We start from the raw sequence: 23,329 nt of genomic DNA, 5'->3' as shown, positions 1-23,329 counted from the left end.
ATCGCCCCGGCGGGTGAAGGAGAATAATAATGAGTCAGACAACATCGGAAAACCCCGCGACCCTGCGCCTGCCTTTCAGGGAAAAACTGGCCTACGGCATGGGGGATTTAGGCTCCAATATCCTGCTCGATATTGGCACGCTGTACCTGCTGAAATTTTACACTGACGTGCTCGGCCTGCCGGGGACTTACGGCGGCATTATCTTTTTGATCGCCAAATTCTTTACCGCATTTACCGATATGGGTACCGGCATCATGCTGGATTCGCGCCGTAAGATCGGGCCAAAGGGCAAATTCCGCCCCTTCGTATTGTACGCCGCGTTTCCGGTGACGTTGCTGGCCGTCGCCAATTTCGTCGGCACACCGTTTGAAATCACCGGTAAAACCGTCGTGGCAACACTGTTGTTTATGTTGTACGGGCTGTTTTTCAGCATGATGAATTGCTCGTATGGCGCGATGGTGCCTGCTATCACCAAAAACCCGGACGAGCGGGCGTCACTCGCGGCATGGCGGCAGGGCGGTGCCACGCTGGGACTGCTGTTGTGCACTGTCGGTTTTGTGCCGGTGATGAACCTGCTTGAAGGTCATGCGCAGCGCAGTTATATCTTTGCGGCGACGCTGTTCTCGCTGGTCGGGTTACTGTTTATGTGGCTGTGTTATGCCGGCGTGAAAGAGCGTTATGTCGAGGCGCAGCCCGCCAGTCATACGCAAAAACCGGGGCTGTTGCCGTCATTCCGGGCGATTGCCGGTAACCGTCCGCTGTTCATTCTGTGCATCGCCAATCTCTGCACGCTGGGGGCGTTTAACGTCAAACTGGCGATTCAGGTTTATTACACACAGTACGTGCTGAATGACCCGATCCTGCTCTCTTATATGGGTTTTTTCAGCATGGGATGCATTTTCATTGGCGTGTTCCTGATGCCTGCCGCCGTCCGGCGATTCGGTAAGAAAAAAGTGTATATCGGCGGTCTGACGCTGTGGATTGTCGGCGACATCCTTAACTACTTCTATGGCAGCGGCTCGGTCAGCTTTGTCGCGTTCTCCTGTCTGGCGTTCTTCGGATCGGCGTTCGTCAATAGCCTGAACTGGGCGCTGGTGTCCGACACGGTGGAATACGGCGAGTGGCGCACCGGCGTGCGTTCGGAAGGCACGGTCTACACCGGTTTCACCTTCTTTCGCAAAGTTTCACAGGCACTGGCGGGGTTCTTCCCCGGCCTGATGCTGACGCAAATCGGCTATGTGCCTAACGTGGTGCAGTCGGCGCACACGCAGGAAGGGCTGCGTCAGTTGATCTTCATTTATCCCTGTGCGCTGGCGGCAATCACCATCGTGGCGATGGGCTGTTTCTATAACCTCAACGAGAAAATGTACGTGCGCATCGTTGCGGAAATTGAGCAGCGTAAGCAGACGGTATAATGCATTCACTGTAACAGCGCCCTGCGGGGCGCTTTGAGGATCGCCTATGAAGGATTGTCATCACCCTGATCCGCTGACGTTGCGTGAGAAGTGCGCCTATGGAATGGGCGATTTTGGCTCGAACCTGATGTTGTGTATCGGGACGCTGTATCTCCTGAAGTTTTATACCGATGAACTGGGCATGCCGGCGTTTTATGGCGGCATCATCTTCCTGGTGGCGAAGTTTTTCACCGCTTTCACCGATATGCTGACCGGCGTGTTACTTGATTCCCGCCGTCATATTGGTGCGCGGGGTAAGTTCAGACCGTTCATTTTGTATGCCTCCGTGCCGGTAGGGTTGATCGCGACGGCGCAGTTTATGGCGAATGATTTCGGCCTGCCGGTGAAAACGGCACTCGCCACCGTACTGTTTATGTTGTTCGGCTTGTTCTACAGCCTGATGAATTGTTCATACGGCGCGATGGTGCCCGCTATCACCAAAAATCCCCATGAACGGGCGCAGCTTGCCGCCTGGCGCCAGGGCGGTGCCACGCTCGGATTATTGTTGTGTACCGTCGGGTTTATGCCGGTACAGGCGTTGTTCGGCAATACCCCTTCGGTGGGGTATTTCTCCGCTGCCCTGATTTTCGCCACCAGCGGCATTCTGTGTATGGGCTGGTGCTATCGCGGCGTCAGGGAACGTTACGTTGAACTCACGCCTGCGGGACATAAATCCGGCATCCTGCGGTCGTTTCGCGCCATATTTCGTAATCCGCCGTTGCTGGTACTGTGCCTCGCCAATCTGTGTACGCTGGCGGCGTTTAACATCAAACTGGCGATCCAGGTGTATTACACGCAGTACGTGCTTAATGATATTCATCTGTTGTCGTGGATGGGGTTTTTCAGCATGGGCTGCATTCAGGTCGGTGTCTTTCTGGTGCCGGGTTGCGTGAAACGCTTTGGCAAAAAACAGGTGTACCTGGGGGGATTACTGTTATGGGCAACCGGCGATATGCTTAATTTCCTGTGGGGAAACAGCTCGTTAAGCTTTGTGCTGTTTTCCTGCATGGCATTTTTTGGCACCGCATTTGTCAACAGCCTGAACTGGGCGCTGGTGCCAGATACCGTGGATTACGGCGAATGGAAAACCGGTATTCGTGCCGAAGGCTCGGTGTATACCGGTTATACCTTTTCACGGAAAATATCTGCCGCGCTTGCCGGATTCCTGCCGGGAATTATGCTGACTCAAATCGGTTATGTCCCGAATGCGGTGCAGGGCAGCGCGACCTTACTCGGTTTGCGCCAGCTGATCTTTATCTGGCCCTGTGCACTGGCTATCAGTGCGGCGATCATTATGGGCGTATTTTACAAACTCAATGAGGAACGCTTTGCCAGAATCATTGAGGAAATCGGTGCGCGCAAAAAAGGGGAGATTTCAGATCCGGTCACCGGCAAAGAAAAGACGTCTGTGTTAAGCCTGTAAATCGTTCAGGTTTGCTATGGTTAACCGAGGGCACTTTCGTGCTACGTAGCCATCACGTTACAAGGAGAAACCCAAACATGACCAGTTCGGAATTGCTGACCTATTGCATGGGAAAACCCGGTGCGGAGCAAAGTGTTGAAAATCAGCGCGCTGCAAATCAGGTAAAAGTGGGCGACGCGATGTTTGCCATGGTGTGTGAAATTGATGGCCGCGAGGCTATTTCGCTGAAAACCAGCCCTGAACTGGCAGAGCAATTACGGGCAGCACATCCGGATATTGTGCCGGGAGATCATCTCAACAAAGCGCACTGGAATACGGTGTTCCTCGACGGCTCGCTGCCCGATTCACAGTTTTATTATCTGATTGATGATTCCTACCAGTTGGTGGTATCCGGTCTGCCGGAGGCGGTGCGTCAGGAAATTGGCCGCTGATTATCCGGCCAGTTGCCACTGCTGAGGGTTGCAGGAGAGAAGTCCGCCACCTCTGCCCGCCACGGCAGTGCGCCGCGAAAGCGCCACACGCGGGTGATGTCCAGACTCCAGTAACGTTCTGCGCCTGCTGGCCCGGGAATATCCTCCGGCTGCCAGTGGATTTGCGTGTGTCCCTGAAGATGCAGCAGGTCACCGTTTTCGAAATCGATAAACAGCAGCGCTGCACGCGGTTCTGCCAGCAAATTCCCCAGCGTATTCATATAACGGTTGCCGCGAAAATCAGGCACCCACAAGCGGTTTCCCACCAGATGCGCAAATCCCGGCTGGCCGCCGCGATGCGACACATCGGCACCGCCGTGCGCGTGGCTGGCGATAAAAAACGTATCGGCGCGGGCAATCAGTGCGCGGGCGTCAGCATCCGGTTCGGTCATATCCTCCCGCGCAGCCAGCGGCAAACTGACGGGCACATCGGCCAGTTTGCGTATCTGGATATACTGCGGACAATTACCAAAACTTTGATCGACGACGATCTCAATGCGGTTTTTATCCATGCGCCCGATCCTGCCGTTCACGCGGTTACGCCGCCGGTTGGAAAAATCGATCCCCAGCCCGCCAATCTGTTTCCCCGGCTGTAAAGCGGCCAGGGCCGGATCGTCCGCCCGTCGCGGCGCATTTATCCGCAAATGGATGTCATCCGGCGTACTGATAAACCCGGCGGGGCCGGTCAGCAGAGTTGCCACCGGCCAGCCGTTTTCGTCCAGTGTTGAGATAAACAGATACGGCAGCGCGGCGAAAAAAAGCCGGTGCTGTTCCGGCATCGCATCGCGGATGCCGTGTGCGGAAACATCAAACCCTGCCATGTCCTGTGCCAGGATTTCGTCTGCATGGAAAGGATTGTTCATCGCGTTTTACCCCGCCATTTCAGGCAGTGGCAACGCCGGAAGTGGCGTAAAGCCCGGCAGGCTTTCCACCCGTTTCAGCCAGCGGCGAATCGCCGGGTAATCCGCCAGTGAAACGCCGCCTTCCGGTGCCGTCGCCACATAGCTGTAACAGGCCAGATCGGCAATCGTTGCCCGCTCCGTCGCCAGAAACTCGCGGCTTTCCAGATGCTGTTCAAGCTGTGGCAGAAACTTTGCTGTCACGGCCAGCGCGCTTTCATAAGATTCCGGGGCCGCGAACTGTTTCACCATACGGGCAGATGCCGGGCCGTAACGCACTTCACCGGCGGCGCGGGACAACCATTTTTGCACCTCAGCGGCCTGCACCGGATCTTCCGGCAACCAGTGGCTGTCGGGCGCGTAACGTTTCACCAGATACACCAGAATCGCATTGCTGTCGGTGACAACGAGTTCACCGTCGGTCAGCACCGGCACCTGCTGCAGCGGATTTAACTGCGCGAATTCGGCGGTTTGACGAATGTCTTTGCCGCCGTCTTTGTTCTCAAAGGGCAGGCTGAGCATGTTCAGCAACAGAGTTACGCGGTGGCAATGGCCGGAAAGCGGTGTGCTGTAAAGTTGAATGGCTGGCATGGAATGTCTCCTTTATGGGTCTGGCGTCAAGATTACTCTTGCATCAAATGATTGGGATCCACGAAGATTGAAATTGAGCGTTTCACCTGGTGGAAGAATCTATGGACCGTTTAGACGAAATGGCGATTTTTGTCGCTGTACTTCAGTATGGCAGCCTGGCGGAAGCTGCCCGTAAACTTCACCGTTCTCCTCCGGCGATCACCCGCGCCATTGCCTCGCTGGAACACCGTTTCGGCGCAAGGCTGGTCGAGCGCACCACGCGCAGTCTGGCGCCAACAGAAGCAGGCGCACGGCTGGCGGAAAAAGCGCGACTGCTGCTCAGCCAGTATCAGAACGCGGTAGAAGATACCGCGGAAACCCAGCTCAGCGGCCTGCTGCGCATCACCGCACCGGTACAGTTTGGTCGTAAACACGTCGCGCCGCTGGTGATGGAATTTCTGGCGCAACATCCTGATATGCAAATCGAAATGATGTTAAATGACCGTAATCTGGATCTGATTGACGAAGGGTTAGATCTGGCGGTGCGCATCGGTCATCAGGAAGATTCAGGCAAAGTCGCCCGTAAGGTTGCGCAAGTCACCCGCGTTCTGGTCGCCAGTCCGGCGTATCTGGCGCAGCATGGCGAACCACAGCATCCGTCGGAACTCGCTTCTCATCAGACGGTGATGGGCACGCTGCGTACCCAAATCCGTGAATGGCGTTTCGGGCCGAATGAGGACGATTTGCGCGTGCGGCTGTCGCCACGTTTGCTTTCCAACGATGTGGAATCGCAACTGCTGGCGGTGCGCAGCGGGCAGGGGATCGCACGGTTATTGTCGTATCAGGTCAGGGATGATGTGCAGGCAGGCCGTATGGTGCGGCTGCTGAAGGATTTCGAACCTTTGCCGTTGCCGGTACAACTGGTGGCGCAGCAGGTACAGCAAATGCCACGCAAGGTACGGACTTTCTGGGATTTTGCTTATCAGCGGCTGAGTGCACTGCCGCAGCTTCATGCTTTAGATGCATCTTCGGAACAGTGACGCCGATCACGCTCGCGGGCGGTAAAAATAACCTACTCTGAGAGTTGTGCAAAAACAGTGAGTTACTTGAGGACAGGTTGTCCGTTTGCTCACGCCAACCCAGAAGGAAAGGATGATGACCCGTAACCGGCTGAATCTTGCCACGCTTTTGATTCTGGCGCTCAGCGCGCCGTTCCCGCTGATCGTCTCTGCGCAAAGCTTGCCGCAGGATCCTGATGCGTCGGTGCCTGCCAAAAATTACATCACGGCGGTGAATCCTGATTTAACCATCACTTACCGGCTGTATGCGCCGACTGCCGAACATGTCGATGTGGTGACCGGTGCCACGCCGGTGACCTACATTCCGCATCAGATGACCAAGGACGATAAAGGTGTCTGGAGCTGGACATCGGGTGCACAGAAGCCTGATCTGTATGAATATTTCTTCAACGTGGATGGCTTGAGGATTGCCGATCCGGGCAGTGCAATGCCCAAGCCACAGCGTCAGGTGAATACCAGTTTGATCCTGGTGCCCGGCAGTATTCTTGATGTGAAAAACGTGCCGCACGGCGAAGTCCACACGCTGACCTATCATTCCGCCGCGCTGAATTCCGAGCGTCAGGTCGCGGTGTGGACGCCACCGGGTTACACCGATGCTTCACAGCCGTTGCCGGTGCTGTATTTCTATCACGGCTTTGGCGACACCGGTCGTTCGGCGCTGGATCAGGGGCGCATTCCGCAAATCATGGATAACCTGCTGGCGGAGAAAAAAATCGTGCCGATGCTGGTGGTCATTCCGGATACCGAAACCGACGCCAAAGGCGTGGTGCCGGAAGATTACGTCACCAAAGATCGCCGCAAAGAGTTTTATCCGCGCAATGCTGCCGCCGCAGATAAAGAGCTGACCGGTGATATTATCCCGCTGATTTCTAAAACCTTCCGTGTGCGTGATGACGCAACCGGACGCGCGCTGGCCGGGCTTTCACAAGGCGGTTATCAGACGCTGGTCAGTGGCATGACGCATCTCGACCAGTTTGGCTGGCTGGCGACACTCAGCGGTGTCAGCACCACCACCGTACCCAATGCGGATGTGGCGAAACGCTTCGCTGAACCGGAAAAAATCAATGCACAGCTGAAAAACTTCACCGTGGTTGTCGGCGAGAAAGATGTGGTAACAGGGAAGGACATTGCCGGATTGAAAACCGAGCTGGAAGAGAAAAAGATTAAATTCGATTACCACGAATACCCGAATCTCGGCCATGAAATGGACGTCTGGCGCCCGGCCTATGCGGAGTTTGTGCAGAAGATATTTAAGTAACATATGAACAACGTCGCGGAAGTGGCGTTGTTTATACTTATCCAAATCAGCTTAATGAGGTATTCAGGCCGTGATCCATTGTCTTAAAATATTAACCATTACGGGGGAGAATGCCTCAAGATGACCGTCCGCGGGTGCTGAGATATCTTCTATAACCGCTCGCAAAAGATCATCGTCCTCCAGCCCTGCCTCCGCATCGAGACCATTTTTCAGCATCAATGTACTGACTAACTGTTTTCGCTTTTCAATCAGGGCACGATTATTTTTTTCGGTATCGCCTAAGTTAAGAACGCGGATTGTTTCTTCAGCGCGTGCGCTTAAGCCTTCTATTCGCCCACTAATTTTAAAACGAAACTCAGTTTCACACTCGTTCATAAAAGGTGTCAGTGGCAGAGGCTGAGCGGCATGTGAGTCGTCACATTGATTGAGCGCCGTACAGCTGGCCACGATATTTGTGTAATCCAGACTGCGGTGGGGTGCCAAGTTTCGAGCCTCAACGTGCTCATTCATGCAGTCATCATTCTGACCGGTAATTGCCTGACAACAATACGCACAGATATAAAACTGTTCACGCACACAGTAAAAGCGAATATCAACTCTTTCCCGGTTTGTCAGTCCGGTGTAATTGCCCGCAGGATTTGCGGCTTTCCAATCGGTTAGACTGGGTGGCTCCATTCCTTTATCAACTTTCCTCACGGCGTAACTCCTGTTTACGCAGCAACAATCTTGCCCTGATTAATTCTATATTTGACGCAGGGAGTACGGTCTCAAGTTCGTTAATAATTGATCTGGCCGCGTCGATTTTTTTGTCATGAATTGCATCTAATAAGTCGTTCAAACGTATGTTGATGTGGTTATTGCGGATATCAGTGTCCATGACATCTAACAGAACAGAGTTGGCATCTTGTCCGTATTGGGTTGAGACTTCTTTACTTTGGCCATTCTCTAAGGAGTAAACCAATACATCTTTGTAATCGCTGATCACCAAAGGGGAGTGCGTTGATAAAATGAACTGACAATTTGGAAACGTTGAAGTTAAGCGCTCTATTAAACTGCGTTGCCATTGCGGATGAAGGTGCATATCCACTTCATCAATTAAAATAATTCCATCACCTGATAACGGATTGTTTGAAGCAGGATTCATAATTGCTAAGCGTCGTGCAATATCTCCCACCAATGCCATCAGAGACTTCTCACCCTGTGACAGTTGTGAAACGCTTAACGTCTCGCCCTGTTTATCAATGGTCATATGCAGTCGGGGTTTACGCCTTACCCGAATATTTGTAAAACCTGGCATGAAGTGATGGATAGCAGAACGTACGGCCGTTAATTGCTTGTCTTTGGCTGCATCACGAAGTTCGTTAAGTTTCACGATAGATGCATGATTTTCACCAATAATTTTGGTCATTGCTTCAAAAGATTCTTCAGTAAACCCCCGCTCATTTTCAGAATCTTCGCGTTCGCGAAACCACTCAAAGAAGCGCCTGAAGTCTACTCCCTGACTCAACGAATTATCGTATCCATCAAGTTGAGTAAAGGTATGTTTTTCTCTGATTTTAAGTGGGATATCCAGGACTGCCCGTTCAACAGGGTAGAACGCTATCAGTGGCAGTGCAGTTTTGTCATTATCTGAAAGCTTGGTCCTGTAGATATCAGTTAATGCAGACAAAGAACTCAAATGTGTTTGAAATACAGCTTTTCGCCCTGCACGGGTTTTGGCTATTGCCCATGTAAAAGATTTTCCAACGTGCGCGTCGAGGACTTCGAGTTCAATGGATGCCGAATTTTGTCCATTAAGGATGACATCTTCCGAAACAGGGCTTCCATTGCCCTTTTCCGAACGAATGCGTGAGATAAACCAGCTCAACGATGTCGCTATAGATTTAAGTAATGAGGTTTTTCCTGCCCCATTGTTACCGACAAAAACGGTCGTATTGCCAGTACAATTCTCAGTTGGTGATAGCGCTATTTCCAAATCCTCAAAACGACCAACGTTAATCAGACGAATGTTTTTAATTTCCATAACGCTACCCTTTAGCTTTTAAAAATAACTTCGACGCATTGTATCTGCTAATTCATGATTTTAAGCGCTTTTCTTCGCCTGCTGGCTGTGGCGTTCCAGCAACGGTTTCAGGAAGCGCGCAGTATGCGATTCTTTGCATTCCGCGACGGTTTCCGGCGTACCGGCGACCAGAATCTGTCCGCCGCCCGCACCGCCTTCCGGCCCGAGATCGACAATCCAGTCCGCGGTTTTAATCACGTCCAGATTGTGTTCAATCACCACGATGGTGTTGCCCTGATCGCGTAGCTGATGCAGCACTTCCAGCAGTTGCTGAATATCGGCAAAGTGCAGGCCGGTGGTCGGTTCGTCGAGAATATACAACGTCTGACCGGTGCCGCGTTTGGACAGCTCACGCGCCAGTTTGACGCGCTGTGCTTCACCGCCGGACAGCGTGGTTGCTGACTGGCCGAGGCTGATGTAGGTCAGACCGACGTCGATCAGCGTCTGCAATTTACGCGCCAGCGCAGGGACGGCATCGAAGAAATCACGCGCTTCTTCAATGGTCATCTCCAGCACTTCATGGATGCTCTTGCCTTTATATTTAATTTCCAGCGTTTCGCGGTTATAGCGTTTGCCTTTGCACTGATCGCACGGCACATAAATATCCGGCAGGAAGTGCATTTCAACTTTGATCACGCCGTCGCCCTGACAGGCTTCGCAGCGGCCGCCTTTGACGTTGAAACTGAAACGCCCCGGCGTGTAGCCGCGTGAACGTGATTCCGGCACACCGGCAAACAGCTCGCGCACCGGCGTGAAAATACCGGTGTAGGTTGCCGGGTTAGAGCGCGGCGTACGGCCAATCGGGCTCTGGTCGATGTCGATGACTTTATCGAAATGGCCCAGACCTTCGATTTCACGGTACGGCGCAGCTTCAGCAATCGTTGCGCCATTCAGCTCGCGCTGTGCCAGCGGGAACAGCGTGTCGTTAATCAGCGTCGATTTACCGGAGCCGGACACGCCGGTGATACAGGTAAACAGGCCCACCGGCAGCGTCAGCGTGACATCTTTCAGGTTGTTACCTTTGGCACCGGAAAGTTTCAGCACTTTGGTGGCATCCGCCGGGACGCGCTGCGCCGGTACGGAGATTTCCCGTTTACCGCTCAGGAACTGGCCGGTCAGTGAATTCTCGGTCGCCATAATGTCTTCAGCGGTGCCTTCAGCCACCACTTCGCCACCGTGTACGCCTGCACCCGGACCAATATCAATAATATGGTCGGCGGCGCGGATCGCGTCTTCGTCGTGCTCGACCACAATCACCGTGTTACCGAGGTCGCGCAGGTGGATCAGGGTTTCCAGCAGACGTTCGTTGTCGCGCTGATGCAGGCCGATAGACGGCTCATCCAGCACGTACATCACGCCCACCAGACCGGCACCAATCTGGCTCGCCAGACGGATACGCTGGGCTTCGCCGCCGGACAGCGTTTCCGCAGAACGTGACAGCGAGAGGTAATTCAGGCCGACGTTCACCAGGAATTTCAGGCGATCGCCAATCTCTTTCAGCACTTTCTCAGCAATTTTGGCGCGCTGACCGCTGAGTTTCATATTGCGGAAGAAATCCATCGCATGGCCGATGCTGAAATCAGAGATTTCCGGCAGCGTGGTTTCTTCCACGAATACGTTACGCGCTTCCTCGCGCAGACGGGTGCCGCGGCAGGAAGTACACGGACGGTTGCTGATGTATTTCGACAGTTCTTCACGTACTGCGCTGGATTCCGTTTCTTTATAACGGCGTTCCATATTGTGCAGCACGCCTTCAAACGGATGGCGACGAATCGAGGTATCACCGCGATCGTTGATGTATTTGAATTCAATGGTGGTTTTGCCGGAACCGTGCAGGATGGCGTTTTGCACGTCGCTGCTCAGTTCGTTAAACGGCGCTTCCACGTCGAAATCATAATGCTCACCGAGAGAGCGCAGCATCTGGAAATAATAGAAGTTACGACGATCCCAGCCGCGGATAGCCCCACCCGCCAGCGAAAGCTCAGGGTTCTGCACCACACGATCAGGGTCGAAGAACTGCTGCACACCCAGCCCGTCACAGGTCGGACAGGCACCGGCCGGGTTGTTGAACGAGAACATCCGTGGTTCAAGCTCGCGCATGCTGTAGCCGCACACCGGACAGGCAAAGTTGGCCGAGAACAGCATTTCTTCGGCTTTCGGGTCATCCATATCGGCGACCACGGCGGTACCGCCGGAAAGCTCGAGGGCAGTTTCAAACGATTCCGCCAGGCGTTGCGCCAGATCGTCACGCACTTTAAAGCGGTCAACGACCACTTCAATGGTGTGTTTCTTCTGCAATTCTAATTTTGGCGGATCGGACAAATCACACACTTCACCATCAATACGCGCACGGATATAGCCCTGCGACGCCAGATTTTCCAGCGTCTTGGTATGCTCACCCTTACGGTCTTTAATGATGGTCGCCAGCAGCATCAGACGCTGGCCTTCCGGCTGTGCCAGCACGTTATCCACCATCTGGCTGACGGTCTGGGCTGAAAGCGGAATATTATGATCCGGGCAGCGCGGCTCGCCCACGCGGGCAAACAGCAGGCGCAGGTAGTCGTGGATTTCGGTGATGGTCCCGACGGTAGAACGCGGGTTGTGCGACGTTGATTTTTGCTCAATCGAAATCGCCGGAGACAGACCTTCAATATGGTCGACGTCTGGTTTTTCCATTAAGGATAAAAATTGGCGTGCGTAGGCCGACAGCGACTCGACGTAGCGGCGCTGGCCTTCGGCGTACAGCGTATCGAACGCCAGAGAGGACTTGCCTGAACCGGATAAGCCGGTGACAACAATCAGTTTGTCGCGCGGGATAATCAGGTTGATATTCTTGAGATTATGGGTGCGTGCGCCCCGAACTTCGATCTTATCCATTCATCATTCCCGGATTAACTTGATAGCTCACCGTGCCGGTGACCGCCGTGAAAACCAGTTTCGCGCCAGCCATCGAATCGGGCACAGAGAAGAACGTAACGCGCAATTATGACACAAATCACAGCCTGTGCCACCCCAAAACCTGAATGTATATCCAGTACTCAATGTAACAATGGAATGTTTGCTGAACAATCTGGAAAGAAAATCGCAGTGCATGACATCCGTGGTACGGAGGCAACGTTTTGTGGTTATAATGTCGCGAAGTGAGTTTCCTCACACCCCAAACTGTGGTTTCAACCACGACATACATCATCAGGAGAATCCACATGGCCAGCAGAGGCGTAAACAAAGTTATTCTCGTCGGTAATCTGGGGCAAGACCCGGAAGTCCGCTACATGCCTAACGGCGGCGCGGTTGCCAACATCACTCTGGCAACGTCTGAAAGCTGGCGTGACAAAGCCACCGGCGAGCAGAAAGAAAAAACCGAATGGCACCGTGTGGTGTTGTTCGGCAAATTAGCGGAAGTCGCAGGCGAATACCTGAAGAAAGGTTCTCAGGTCTACATCGAAGGCGCACTGCAAACCCGTAAATGGACCGATCAGGCTGGCGTTGAAAAATACACCACCGAAGTCGTTGTTAACGTCGGCGGCACCATGCAGATGCTCGGCGGCCGTGCAAGCGGCGGCGCACCAGCAGGTGGCGGTCAGCCATCCGCAGGCGGCCAGCAGGGCGGTTGGGGTCAGCCTCAGCAGCCACAAGGCGGCAACCAGTTCAGCGGCGGTCAGCAATCTCGTCCGGCTGCGCAAAACAACGCGCCAGCACAGAACAACGAACCCCCAATGGATTTCGACGACGATATCCCGTTCTGATTCATTGCCTTCGGGCATCAACGTTCAGAACAACAAAAAGCCCCGAAAGGGGCTTTTTGTTTTGCAGCGTTGACTACTTTCTAATTCCTCACACTTTCCCCACCGCACCAAACACTAATCTGCCCTGATGGAATGTCGCTTTCACCTCTGACACCCGCGCCACCGCTTCGGCAGAGCAACTGGCGTCGACCAGGATCATTTCGGCGTTATCGTTCACCGCAGGCCACTGGCGTTTGCCGCTGTCGTCGAGCGGCAGGACGTTGCCGGTGGCGATAGCGAGGGAGCGCGTCAGGCCAAATTCGTCGGAGTTACCGTAGAGCTGGGCGTAGAGGCTGGCTTTTTCCAGCATGCTGCCGGTGCCGAACGGCGACCAGTGATCAATGACGCTGTCTGTGCCGGTCATGACAAATACGCCGTTCTGGCTGAGCTGCGGCAGCGGCATATTCAGTTTGCCAAGCGGAATGGTGGAAGCGACGGTGAACTGCTGCTCTGAAAGCCCGGCAATGACGTCGTCGAGTTCCGCGCCCTGCATTATCGCCAGCGCAAAACCGTGGCTGAGCGTCACTTTGCCTTTCAGTTGCGGGTTTTTCTCCACGGTCTGAATCATGTATTTCACTGCCGCGATACCGGCCGGCGTGGTTTCATGCAGATGAATATCCACGCCCTTGTTGGTATCGAGCGCAATCTGGAACATCGCGTCGAGGGATTTTTCCATCGCGCCATCCACGTTAGTGGGATCCAGTCCGCCGACGTATTGCACGCCCATTTGCATCGCCTCACGCATCAGGCCATCGACTTTCGAATGCAGCAAGCCGTGTTGCGGGAACGCCACAATTTCACAACTGAAATCCTGCTGATGTTTTTCCAGTGCGATTTTCAGATGCTCAAGGCTTTTCAGGCCGCTGACCGGGTCGATATTGCAGTGGCTTCGCGCCACGGTGGTGCCTTTGGAATGCAGCAGCCCGATGATCGCTTCGGCATGTTCCACCGATGTTGGTAGCAGTTTGGGGATCAGCACCTGTTCGCGGGCAATCATGTCCATGATTGTTTTGCCTTTACGCGGGCGTGGCGCTTCCCATTTGCCGCCGTAGAAGGTTTTGTCGAGGTGAATATGCATGTCGCGCGTGGCGGGCAGCAGAAGTAATCCTCTGGCATCAAAAGCAGGCAAGGTGCTGGCCGGGGCGTCTTTTGCAGGCTGGATCGCCACGATTTTGCCGTTGTTGATTTCCAGGTTGTACAGGCCGGTTTGGGTGGCAATAACGATATCGCCTTCGCGCTCAAAACCCTCTTCCAGCCGCACATTGCGCAACTGGTAATGCGGCGCAGAAATCGCGTTGATCTGGCTGGCATCGTCACATTTTTCGTCCATCGCGCCCGGTTTGAACGGGGAGGCTGATGCCATACCTGCGGTTAACAGCGCGCCGGTGGCAGTGATTTTGGCGCTATGCGAAAGAAAGTTTCTGCGGCTTTGTTGCTGAGGATTTTGCACGTCGAATTCCTTAATCATGATGCGGGACGGGAGGATGCTGCTTTTCCCTTCACCTTAAAAGATGACGCCGGTTCCGGCTGCGATTTTTCCCACTGCCTGCCAGTGGAAAATGCAATGGCTAACTAAGCTGACAAAAATCCTTTAATTTTCCGGCCAGTGCGATTTGCGCAGGCGTCGCGTCGTGGCGGTAAAACAGCGCCAGCTCGACGTTATCAATCGGTGGCAATCCGCTTTCTGCCCCAAGAATCCGATGCTCCGGCTGGCGGCAACTGGCGGGCAATAAGGTGACGCCCAATCCGGCCGCACTGGCAGCGACCAGCGCGGCGAGGCTGGCGCTGCTGTAACTGATACGCCAGCTACGTCCGAGAGCATCCAGTGCCTGACACAGTTCTTCGCGGTATAACCCGTTGAGCGGAAACAGCACCAGCGGGATGGGATCCCGTTCAAACGCCGGAAACGCCGCGCTGTCCAGCCACAGCATCGGCTCAGGGCGCGAGGCGTTGGCCTTTTCGCCGGTGAGTTGTTTCACCAGAATGATATCCAGCATCTCCTGTTGCCAGGCGCGGCGCAGTTCGTGACTCAGGCCGCTGGTGACATCAAGGCGAATATGCGGATGGGCGCGGCTGAATTGCGCCAGCAGGGACGTGGTAGCCGCAGCAAAATCTTCCGGCACGCCGAGACGCACTACGCCGTCCGGCCACTGGTCACTCAGCGCATCGTGCGCTTCACCGTTCAGGGCGATAATCCGCCGCGCATAACCCAACAACCGTTCGCCTTCTTCAGTCAGTTGCACCTGATGAGACGTGCGTTCCAGCAAAGGTTTTCCCAGCGCTTCTTCCAGGCGGCGGATTTGCTGGCTGACTGTCGATTGCGACAGGTACACGCGGTCGGCCGCACGGGTAAAACTGCCGGTTTCGCAGACGGCGACAAAACTAAGCAACTGCTGCGGGCTGAACATTGGATAGCGATTCATTTTTTAAATGTTTATGCTTTTGGTATTCGAAATATCAATACTTAGCAGAGTATCAACCTTCCCGCTCTCGCACCAGACCAGGGACTGAGAACCCCTTAGAAGAAAAGGTTTCCTTTATGTTTTCTGAATTAATCATGTTCAACATTGAAAGTCTTTTTTCTTTATCATTTGCAAAGTTTTTCTTAATAATGGAATGAAGTGATTTTATGAGAATGGATTCAGTTAGACTGATACAAAATTATAATGGGATATATAATAAATTCCGACAGGGGGAATATATTAAGAAAAACAAATGGGATCATTGTGATGAGAAAAAACGAAAAGGCGCATGGACCGGAAATGTCTATGATCGCGCCGGTCGGGTGGTTGAATATGGTCTTGAAAACGGTGTGTGTCAGGGGCTGGTGGGCGCATACCTGATATCAGGTCAAAGCTGGAGCCGGTTCAGTGCCTATATTGCCAGTGAAAAAGGTAAGGCGGTGGTGCGGGGGATCATGAATTTTCAGGAACACCTGAGTGCCAGCGGGAATATGAAAGAAATGAAAAGTGTTTTTCATGGCATTCTAAAATCTTATCAGGTTAATTTTATTCGGGAGGAAATAAAATTGACTGGAAACACCGCAATTACCATGGCGCAGTCAATATTAAAAAGTGTCAGCCAGGGCAATGGCTGTCATATATCGATTAAAAAATCTTCCAGCGGACACTCATTAGGTCTCAGGGCAGAATCCAATCAAATAAAAATCTTTGACCCCAATTATGGTGAGACGGTTTTTCCCTTTAAGAATGGTATCAGCGATGAAATGGAAAAATTTCTGATACATATTTTTTCTGAATACTACAGCCAGTACTTTATGTTGACGGTTGAACATTATTCAGCTTCCGTTTTTTCCTGAATCTCCGGATTCACAGATAACAGTGAAAAACTACTTTTGAGGTTTTATTCTTAGCGTTGATATGTATTTAACTATCTGTATTCCGATTGTTTAATGGTCGTTGTAAAATAAGTCAACTTAATTATTTATTTTAAAACAAATGTTTGTTACAAATTATAATGTCGAGGTACGATAATTTACTAACAGTAAAATGATTAACCTCAAGGGTGAAAGTATGTTCGTCTCAAAAAATAAAATTAAATATGGCAGGATAGCCATGGCTATCGCTGCTTGTTTGCCATTTTATACCTCAGCAGAAATAAATATTAGCAATGTGGCAACGCAAAGAGGTGGTTACCATTTACCAGATGCTGTAGTCACTGTGCCTGATGGCATGAAGATGATCGACATGAGTTCTATACGTCGGGAAATATCACCAGGTCCTTCTCCTTCTCCTAATCCTCCCGCGCCTGTTCCGGTTCCTGACCCTCATCAGGACGGGTTACCTATTCCTGATGATCAAAATGACTATGCCCGGATGAAACTCTCGACCGAAATATCTGGCTATAAGGTTTCAGAGAATTCAAGTCCATATGAAATAAAAGCAATCACTGTGTCAGATGGACAAGCCGTGCGTTTATTAGAAGCTAAAACGGTCGATTCCAGTGATAACAATATCTCTCCAGTTGTTGCAAAAGGGGAGATGGTTTACACCGATGTAAATGGGGTGGAGCATTCCCGTCCTTACGAAGTTTCAACAGACAGTGCGGAAGAAACATTCGAAGCACTGAAAAATATCAAAGAACAGCTGAGACAGGAGGTCTTCCCGGACGCGGCGGTAACCTCTGCGGTGTATGGTTCCATTGCTGCGCCAAAAGCCTGGAGCGCTGATACGACGGTCGGTGAAATACATGGCCGTCAGGTTAACGGGGCTACTGAATTCTTTGAAGCAAAGTTTAATGGTAATGCGAAAAGTAAAAACTGGTATTACCCGGAAAATAAAAAAGATAATGCCTGGTGGCGTGTTGTTCATCCAAAAGAATATTATGCCATTACGTCTGACTGGCATTTTGGGGAGGAGACTACATCTACGCCATATAACACGGTGCCCAGCAAAGCTAACTTTAAGAAGATTGATGCAATTAACACACTGAAAGACAAATACGGTGATGCCTTCAGGGGGACGATTATTAACGGCGACATTACCCACTGGGGGCATGGTGGCGAGTGGTCTGATGCCAAGAAAGCTTTTGGCAAACTTAATGCACCTTACTGGTACGGGCTGGGTAATCATGATTATGACGGCAATGTGAATGACTGTGGTTTGTGGGAAAATCGCTGTGCAATTCGTAGTATCCGGAATTTAGTTGATCATATTAATAGTTTGAAAGATGTCGTTTCCGTTGATTACGACGTCATGAATGGTTATAAATTCCCGCATCTCAGTACCAACTATATTGGCAGTTTCGGTTACAGTTTTGATATTGCGGGTATTCGTTTCATTCAGCTTAATAATAATTTGCATTATACGAAGGAATTTTCAGGGTTTAATTCGGATGCTGCCCGCCGGTATGATATTAAGGTCAGGGACGGTGAAGGGTGGTTCCGTGAGCAGTTACGCGATGCAGGCATAAAAGGTAAAGCAACAATAGCGTTGGAGCATGGAGGTGAAAGTTACAGTGAAAATGAGACTCCAACGCGGGATATACTGGGGGAGTATGGCGGCTCGATAAGATTTGGTGGCCATTCACATGGTATCTCTTCATCAAACAGCGGGGCGGCTTATTACGGCGATATGCTGATTCTTGAGCTTGATTACAATAAGCAGATGGGAAAAACATATATGGTAAGCAATGATAAAATTGATGAAATGTCACCGGGAACGGAATTTACACTTAATTTCAACGTCCCGGAAATGGCACCTGTACCGAAAAGTTACATCCTGAGTCTGCGTAATAAAGGCGGTTACACAGGTTATTACAGACTCACTTATACCAACAGCAGTACTAAAGCCAATTTCAATAAAGAATATAAATTATCGCTGGGTAATACTCAGCAGGTTATTATTCCTGCTGAAGCGACGAACGTAAAAATTAAAGGTGTAACAGGAACGGGACGGGCTTTATATTCCCAGTCACTGACCAAACAGGAAAATACCTGCATAGAAACGTGGGGAACGCTACCTCGTAACCTGCACTGGGGTTGGTGCAAGTAACGCACTGCGGCATTTGTGGATCCAAATTATCACTCCCTCTGCTGGGGGAGTGATTTGCGAATATTTGTCTGATGTAAATCTTCCTCCGGCTTTCTCTCCGCCCCATCCTTTCGCACCAGAGTGATTCACTTCGCGGCTATTACGCCACTCTTGCTCCAAAACGACGCCTCGTTTTAGCGCATTTCACCTGCGCTTCGGCCGTTAATGATTTGCCTTAAGATTGTATACAAGGCTTTGGCGGCAAATCGTCTTTCTGGTACAGAAATTGCTTTTCCCTAAAGAGACTCAGGGGAGAAAAATATGAAAGCGATCGTGATTGGTGGCGGTATTGGCGGTGCGTGTGCGGCGATTGCGCTGAAGCGTTTTGGTATCGAAACGGCGGTATACGAGGCAGTGAAAGAGATCAAACCGGTCGGTGCGGCGATTTCCATCTGGCCTAACGGCGTAAAGTGTCTGAATTATCTCGGCATGAAAGAGGCGCTGCGCGAACTCGGCGGCAACATGCGTTTTATGGCCTACAAAGAATATCAGCAGGGCCAGACCATGACGCGTTTCAGTATGGATCCGCTGCTCCAAAGCGTCGGCGAGCAGCCATATCCGGTGGCGCGCGCGGAACTTCAGTCGATGCTGCTGGAGACTTATGGCCGCGATCAGGTGCAGTTTGGCAAGCGCGTGACGCACGTTGAAGAATCTGCCGACAGCGTCACCGCCTGGTTTGACGACGGCACGTCTGCGACCGGCGATCTGCTGATTGCCGCTGACGGCACCCATTCCATTATCCGCCAGCACGTTCTGGGTTATGCGACAGAGCGCCGCTATGCCGGTTATGTTAACTGGAACGGCCTGGTGGAAATCGATGAAAGCATCGCGCCTGCCGACCAGTGGACGACGTTTGTCGGCGAGGGTAAACGCGTGTCCCTGATGCCGGTGAGTGGCAACCGTTTCTACTTTTTCTTTGATGTGCCGCTGCCAAAAGGCTTGCCGCAGGATCGCACTACGGTACGCGAGGATTTACAGGGTTACTTTGCGGGCTGGGCGGAACCGGTGCAGAAGCTGATCAGCCAGATCAATCCTGAAACCACCAACCGCGTTGAAATCCACGACATCGAACCCTTTATGCAACTGGTCAAAGGCCGGATTGCGCTGCTCGGTGATTCCGGCCACAGCACCACGCCGGATATCGGGCAGGGCGGTTGCGCGGCGATGGAAGATGCAGTGGTGCTGGCAAATATGCTGCAAACCAATTCATTAGGCATTGAAGATGCATTGCTGCGTTATCAGGAAAAACGGGCATATCGCGTGAAGGATCTGGTGCTGAAGGCGCGTAAACGCTGCGATGTCACCCACGGCAAAGAAATGGCCGTGACCGAACAATGGTATGAGGATCTGAAAAGCGAAACCGGCGAACGCATTCTTTCCGGCATGTGCGAAACCATTCTGGGCGGTCCGCTGGAATAACGTCGGGGGCGTAAGAAACAACTTTTACATATCCTTAAAGCTTCCTGTGTTTTTGCCGAAAATAGCATCAGAAGGATCAAGGTATCCACTGGCGCTATGGCGCAAAAACATAGGGACTCATCGGGATGACAGTTATCTCTGCGACAGGTAATCAGGCGCTCAACACGCTGGTGACGTCAACAAAATCACTGACGGCAGTCACTACTGCAGCCAGCCAGCAGCAGGCTTCGACGGCGCAATCCACCACGGTAATGATCGGCCAGGCGGACACCGCTTCGCCGGTCTACAACATCACCAAACCGGCACTGGTCTGGGAACGTTCTTCCAGCGATCTGATGTCTTCAAAGCTTGCATCGAATTTCAGCCATTCCGGCAATGCGGCGCGTTTTACCGGACTCGGTGCGGCGCTGCTTGAACGTTTCACTACCGACAGCAGCAGCTATTCGCAATCGGTGATGAAGCAGACTTCCGCTCAGTCGACCGGTTCGGCGGCCAACGTTGCCGCCCAAACCCAACTTCATACCAAAGCTGATAACCAGATAAGCCTGAGCATTAAAACTGCCAGCGGCGCACTGGTGGATATCACGCTGGGCAGTGATGATGACGGACTCGGCGTGCAGGTGAATGTCAGCAAAGGCACGCTCAGCGATACGGATCGCAAAGCGCTGGCAGGACTGGCGGAAGGTTTTCAGAAAGCGATTGATGGCCTGACGGCGCAACCGCCCAAGCTCGATCTGAGTGGCCTGACGAAGTTTGATACCTCAGTGCTGTCGTCGGTGGACTTACATGCCACGCTGGGCACCACCAATACTCAGACGCTGGATTTTCATGCTGATGCGAATACCCGCTCAGTGAAATCGACCGGTGTTGCTGGCACGGTGGATATCAGCGTCGACATGAGTAAACGGGTACTGTTGGGCACTGAAAGCCAGCAGAAGCAGGCGCTGAACAGTTATCTGAAACAAATCAGCAGCGCAGGCAACCGTGGTAATGCTGACGAATCGCTGATGAACATGTTCAAAGAGGCCTTTACGGCGCTGAACAGCAATTATGGCGAAACCGCGACGACTTATAAAAGCGGGGGTGCTGAGCCGGTCTATTTCTCGCTGACCAAAACCGATAAAAACATGATGACCGGGCTGGCGGATTTCACGGCGTCAGTCTCGCAGACCCCGGTCGATTCCACCAATCCGATGCGCCCGGATGAAACCGATACGTTCTCTTATCAGGTTTCTCAAACCAGCACGATCACCGGCACGGGTACGCAGGACCGCAATATCACGCAGAAGCAACAGTCACATCTGGTCGCCAGTTATCATGCATCGCTGACACCGGGGCTGAAACTGAATCTGACCAGCGACCGCAACTCGCAGAATTACCTTTACTATCAGATTGATGACAAGGCAGAAAGCACGACGTCCGTGCAATATCACAAAGGTGCGCTGATGAGTGCCACAGTGGCTCAGTCCGCCAGCAACTCAACACATATTCAGAAATATGTGAAAGGCGCACTGGAATCCGACATCACCACGCCGGAAATCACGTCGAAAACCACTGACCTGCTGGGCACGCTGCAATCGGCCTGGGAAAATAACGCCCCGCGCATGTCGTTCCGGGATTATCTGAATCATCAGACCCTGCCGGATCTCAGCGGGATGGTACTGATGGAATCGGATGCTGCGCAGTTGAAAAACAGTCCTTCATTAGTGTAGATAAAACCAAAACAGCCCCTGACGGGTAATGCCAGTCACTTAAGCATTTTTATGAATACAAATTCATTTTTGTGCTTCAAAGGATAATGAAGGAATCAGGCTTATAGCGCTATTTTTCTTCATCGAAGGCCCAAATTCACGGGCCTCATTTCCTTAAGTGACCAGCATTACCCCTGACGGGGCTGTTAATCATTACATCTCAAATTTCATGCCTCTCACCACGATCTCATCAAATTGCAGATGATGCATAAATTCGCGCAAAATCAGCAGTGTGGCGGCGAAATCATTGCCCTCGGGGATACCTTCGAAATGCGCCGGGCGGCCATTAATGACCAGCGCCAGCCGGTCGAAAGTGCGTTCCACTGCGTCGAGCGACAACGTCATCACTTCATTTTCCGCCTCACCGGCAATGCGGGCCAGCGCACGGATATCGTTGTCTGTGCTGAACAGTTTAGCGCCCGGCGGAATGTCGTGCCGGATGCGCATCACTTCGTCCTCGACCACCATAATGGCAGTTTCCATTTCATCCGGCGTCGGCGGTGAATGACGAAAATAGCCGACAGAGGTGAGTTGTGAGCCCAGTGTCAGGAGCAAACTTTTATCGTCGTTATCATCATTACGGACGATAACTTGCGTTTCTTCGCTGCCGATATGCAGCAATACAGCAGGTGTGGTCATCGGCATCTCCAGTCGTTAACGTTGTGACGTCATGCTTTCAGAGCAGAAAAACTATCATGTCAGATGCGGATCGCGCCGCGCAAACTCTTTCACCATCCAGTCGATAAACACCCGTACGCGCGGTGAAAGCTGGCGGTTACGCGGGTAAAGCAGGGAAACCGGCAGTGAACCGGCCGGGAAATCCGCCAGGATTTGTACCAGACTTCCCTGCGCCAGATCCTCCAGCAGGCCGTAATGCGGCACCTGAATAATCCCCATCCCGCGCCGTGCCGCTTCTTTCATGCTTTCCGCGCCGCTGACCGACAAACTGGTTGGCAGCAGGATTTCACGGTTTTTGCCCTGCACCTGAAAAATCAGCGGCAACAGCCCGCCGGTTGCGCTGGAACGAAAACCAATCATCCGGTGACCGGCGAGATCGTCTGGCGTTTCCGGTATGCCAAAACGTTGCAGATAGTCCGGGCTGGCGCAGGTAATTTCCGGCAGCGTACCGAGCGGGCGCGCCACCATATCGCTGTCTTTCAGTTCACCGGCGCGGATCACGCAATCAATGCCTTCCCGCACCAGATCCACCAGCCGGTCGCCTTCGCTCATGTAAAACTCAATGTCGGGATACTGCGCCAGAAAATCCGCCAGGCCGGGCAGCAGAAAATGCCGCGCCATCGAACCGTGTACATCCACCCGCAATAACCCCTTCGGCTGCGCACCGGCAAACGCCATTTCGGCATCTTCCACATCGGCCAGAATACGCAGACAGCGCTGGTAATAGGCTTCGCCATCCAGCGTCGCGCTGACGTGTCGGGTGGTACGCTGCAGAAGCCGGATGTTCAGCCGCGACTCCAGTTGTTTAATGGCATCGGTCACCGTGGAACGTTTCAGATTCAGCGCTTGTGCAGCCTGCGTAAAACTGCGCAGCTCCACCACGCGGGTGAATAACTGCATGCTGTCGAGTTTATCCATGATGATTGTTC

The 23,329-nt window shown here is 52.5% G+C and carries 19 protein-coding genes; 10 read left to right on the top strand and 9 right to left on the bottom strand.

Annotated elements, in window-relative coordinates; all coding sequences use genetic code 11:
• The first annotated feature begins 29 nt into the window (after positions 1 to 29).
• From AACU55_RS24385 to AACU55_RS24375, 3 genes are all read left to right on the top strand, one after another.
• On the top strand, positions 30 to 1,415 hold the full coding sequence (locus tag AACU55_RS24385; RefSeq protein ID WP_134706292.1) for an MFS transporter: 1,386 nt from the start codon (positions 30 to 32) through the stop codon (positions 1,413 to 1,415).
• 46 nt (positions 1,416 to 1,461) lie between these two features.
• Positions 1,462 to 2,877 carry an MFS transporter gene (locus AACU55_RS24380; protein WP_134706291.1) on the top strand — a complete coding sequence of 472 codons (1,416 nt, stop codon included), beginning with the start codon at positions 1,462 to 1,464 and terminating at the stop codon, positions 2,875 to 2,877.
• 77 nt (positions 2,878 to 2,954) lie between these two features.
• Positions 2,955 to 3,308 carry an MmcQ/YjbR family DNA-binding protein gene (locus AACU55_RS24375; protein ID WP_134706290.1) on the top strand — a complete coding sequence of 118 codons (354 nt, stop codon included), beginning with the start codon at positions 2,955 to 2,957 and terminating at the stop codon, positions 3,306 to 3,308.
• Here AACU55_RS24375 and AACU55_RS24370 read toward each other — a convergent pair.
• Positions 3,290 to 4,210, bottom strand: a complete 921-nt coding sequence (locus AACU55_RS24370) for a pyridoxamine 5'-phosphate oxidase family protein (RefSeq protein WP_112197676.1) — start codon at positions 4,208 to 4,210, stop codon at positions 3,290 to 3,292. The genes AACU55_RS24375 and AACU55_RS24370 overlap by 19 nt on opposite strands.
• A gap of 6 nt (positions 4,211 to 4,216) precedes the next feature.
• Complete coding sequence (locus AACU55_RS24365; protein WP_037034973.1) at positions 4,217 to 4,837, bottom strand: glutathione S-transferase; 621 nt, start codon at positions 4,835 to 4,837, stop codon at positions 4,217 to 4,219.
• 101 nt (positions 4,838 to 4,938) lie between these two features.
• On the opposite strand from AACU55_RS24365, the gene AACU55_RS24360 reads away from it, so the two are divergent.
• Positions 4,939 to 5,856 carry a LysR family transcriptional regulator gene (locus tag AACU55_RS24360; RefSeq protein WP_013577345.1) on the top strand — a complete coding sequence of 306 codons (918 nt, stop codon included), beginning with the start codon at positions 4,939 to 4,941 and terminating at the stop codon, positions 5,854 to 5,856.
• A 115-nt stretch (positions 5,857 to 5,971) separates the two neighbouring features.
• Positions 5,972 to 7,153, top strand: coding sequence for an esterase (locus AACU55_RS24355; protein ID WP_134706321.1), 1,182 nt, complete (start codon positions 5,972 to 5,974; stop codon positions 7,151 to 7,153).
• A gap of 63 nt (positions 7,154 to 7,216) precedes the next feature.
• Here the strand turns inward: AACU55_RS24355 and AACU55_RS24350 are convergent, their stop codons facing one another.
• From AACU55_RS24350 to uvrA, 3 genes are read right to left on the bottom strand one after another with little or no spacing between them, the layout of a single operon-like run.
• Positions 7,217 to 7,849 carry a TIGR02646 family protein gene (locus AACU55_RS24350; RefSeq protein WP_134706289.1) on the bottom strand — a complete coding sequence of 211 codons (633 nt, stop codon included), beginning with the start codon at positions 7,847 to 7,849 and terminating at the stop codon, positions 7,217 to 7,219.
• Positions 7,836 to 9,176: an AAA family ATPase gene (locus tag AACU55_RS24345; RefSeq protein WP_134706288.1), complete on the bottom strand. Its 1,341-nt coding sequence runs from the start codon at positions 9,174 to 9,176 to the stop codon at positions 7,836 to 7,838. The genes AACU55_RS24350 and AACU55_RS24345 overlap by 14 nt, the downstream gene beginning before the upstream one ends.
• A 60-nt stretch (positions 9,177 to 9,236) precedes the next feature.
• Positions 9,237 to 12,092 (bottom strand): excinuclease ABC subunit UvrA, encoded by a 2,856-nt coding sequence (gene uvrA, locus AACU55_RS24340; RefSeq protein ID WP_037034977.1) that lies wholly within the window; start codon positions 12,090 to 12,092, stop codon positions 9,237 to 9,239.
• 326 nt (positions 12,093 to 12,418) lie between these two features.
• Here uvrA and AACU55_RS24335 point away from each other — a divergent pair, with 326 nt between their 5' ends.
• Positions 12,419 to 12,961 carry a single-stranded DNA-binding protein gene (locus AACU55_RS24335; protein ID WP_013577340.1) on the top strand — a complete coding sequence of 181 codons (543 nt, stop codon included), beginning with the start codon at positions 12,419 to 12,421 and terminating at the stop codon, positions 12,959 to 12,961.
• An 88-nt stretch (positions 12,962 to 13,049) separates the two neighbouring features.
• On the opposite strand, the gene AACU55_RS24330 is transcribed toward AACU55_RS24335, so the two are convergent.
• Both AACU55_RS24330 and AACU55_RS24325 read right to left on the bottom strand, forming a co-directional pair.
• The gene (locus tag AACU55_RS24330) at positions 13,050 to 14,468 is read right to left on the bottom strand and encodes an amidohydrolase family protein (protein ID WP_134706287.1); all 1,419 of its coding nucleotides are present in this window, start codon (positions 14,466 to 14,468) and stop codon (positions 13,050 to 13,052) included.
• A 100-nt stretch (positions 14,469 to 14,568) separates the two neighbouring features.
• Positions 14,569 to 15,423, bottom strand: coding sequence for a LysR family transcriptional regulator (locus AACU55_RS24325; protein WP_037034979.1), 855 nt, complete (start codon positions 15,421 to 15,423; stop codon positions 14,569 to 14,571).
• Positions 15,424 to 15,629: 206 nt separating this feature from the next.
• On the opposite strand from AACU55_RS24325, the gene AACU55_RS24320 reads away from it, so the two are divergent.
• From AACU55_RS24320 to AACU55_RS24305, 4 genes are all read left to right on the top strand, one after another.
• A complete protein-coding gene (locus AACU55_RS24320; protein WP_134706286.1) occupies positions 15,630 to 16,319 on the top strand; it encodes a YopT-type cysteine protease domain-containing protein in 690 nt (229 codons plus the stop codon).
• Positions 16,320 to 16,533: 214 nt separating this feature from the next.
• Positions 16,534 to 18,513, top strand: a complete 1,980-nt coding sequence (locus AACU55_RS24315) for a metallophosphoesterase family protein (protein WP_234300308.1) — start codon at positions 16,534 to 16,536, stop codon at positions 18,511 to 18,513.
• Positions 18,514 to 18,813: 300 nt separating this feature from the next.
• Positions 18,814 to 19,971, top strand: coding sequence for an FAD-dependent urate hydroxylase HpxO (gene hpxO, locus AACU55_RS24310; RefSeq protein WP_134706285.1), 1,158 nt, complete (start codon positions 18,814 to 18,816; stop codon positions 19,969 to 19,971).
• A gap of 125 nt (positions 19,972 to 20,096) precedes the next feature.
• Entirely contained in the window at positions 20,097 to 21,683 is a 1,587-nt protein-coding gene (locus AACU55_RS24305) for a hypothetical protein (protein WP_134706284.1), read from the top strand.
• Between the two features lie 192 nt (positions 21,684 to 21,875).
• Here the strand turns inward: AACU55_RS24305 and AACU55_RS24300 are convergent, their stop codons facing one another.
• Both AACU55_RS24300 and AACU55_RS24295 read right to left on the bottom strand, forming a co-directional pair.
• Positions 21,876 to 22,361, bottom strand: coding sequence for a hypothetical protein (locus AACU55_RS24300; protein WP_112197670.1), 486 nt, complete (start codon positions 22,359 to 22,361; stop codon positions 21,876 to 21,878).
• Between the two features lie 54 nt (positions 22,362 to 22,415).
• The gene (locus AACU55_RS24295) at positions 22,416 to 23,318 is read right to left on the bottom strand and encodes a LysR family transcriptional regulator (RefSeq protein WP_013577332.1); all 903 of its coding nucleotides are present in this window, start codon (positions 23,316 to 23,318) and stop codon (positions 22,416 to 22,418) included.
• Positions 23,319 to 23,329: the final 11 nt, after the last annotated feature.

Origin of the sequence: Rahnella sp. CJA17(1/100), from assembly GCF_963881615.1 — a bacterium.
Classification (GTDB): Bacteria; Pseudomonadota; Gammaproteobacteria; order Enterobacterales; family Enterobacteriaceae; genus Rahnella; species Rahnella aceris.
The sequence above is the reverse complement of the archived record's forward strand: the minus strand, read 5'-3'. Positions and strand labels throughout refer to the sequence as shown.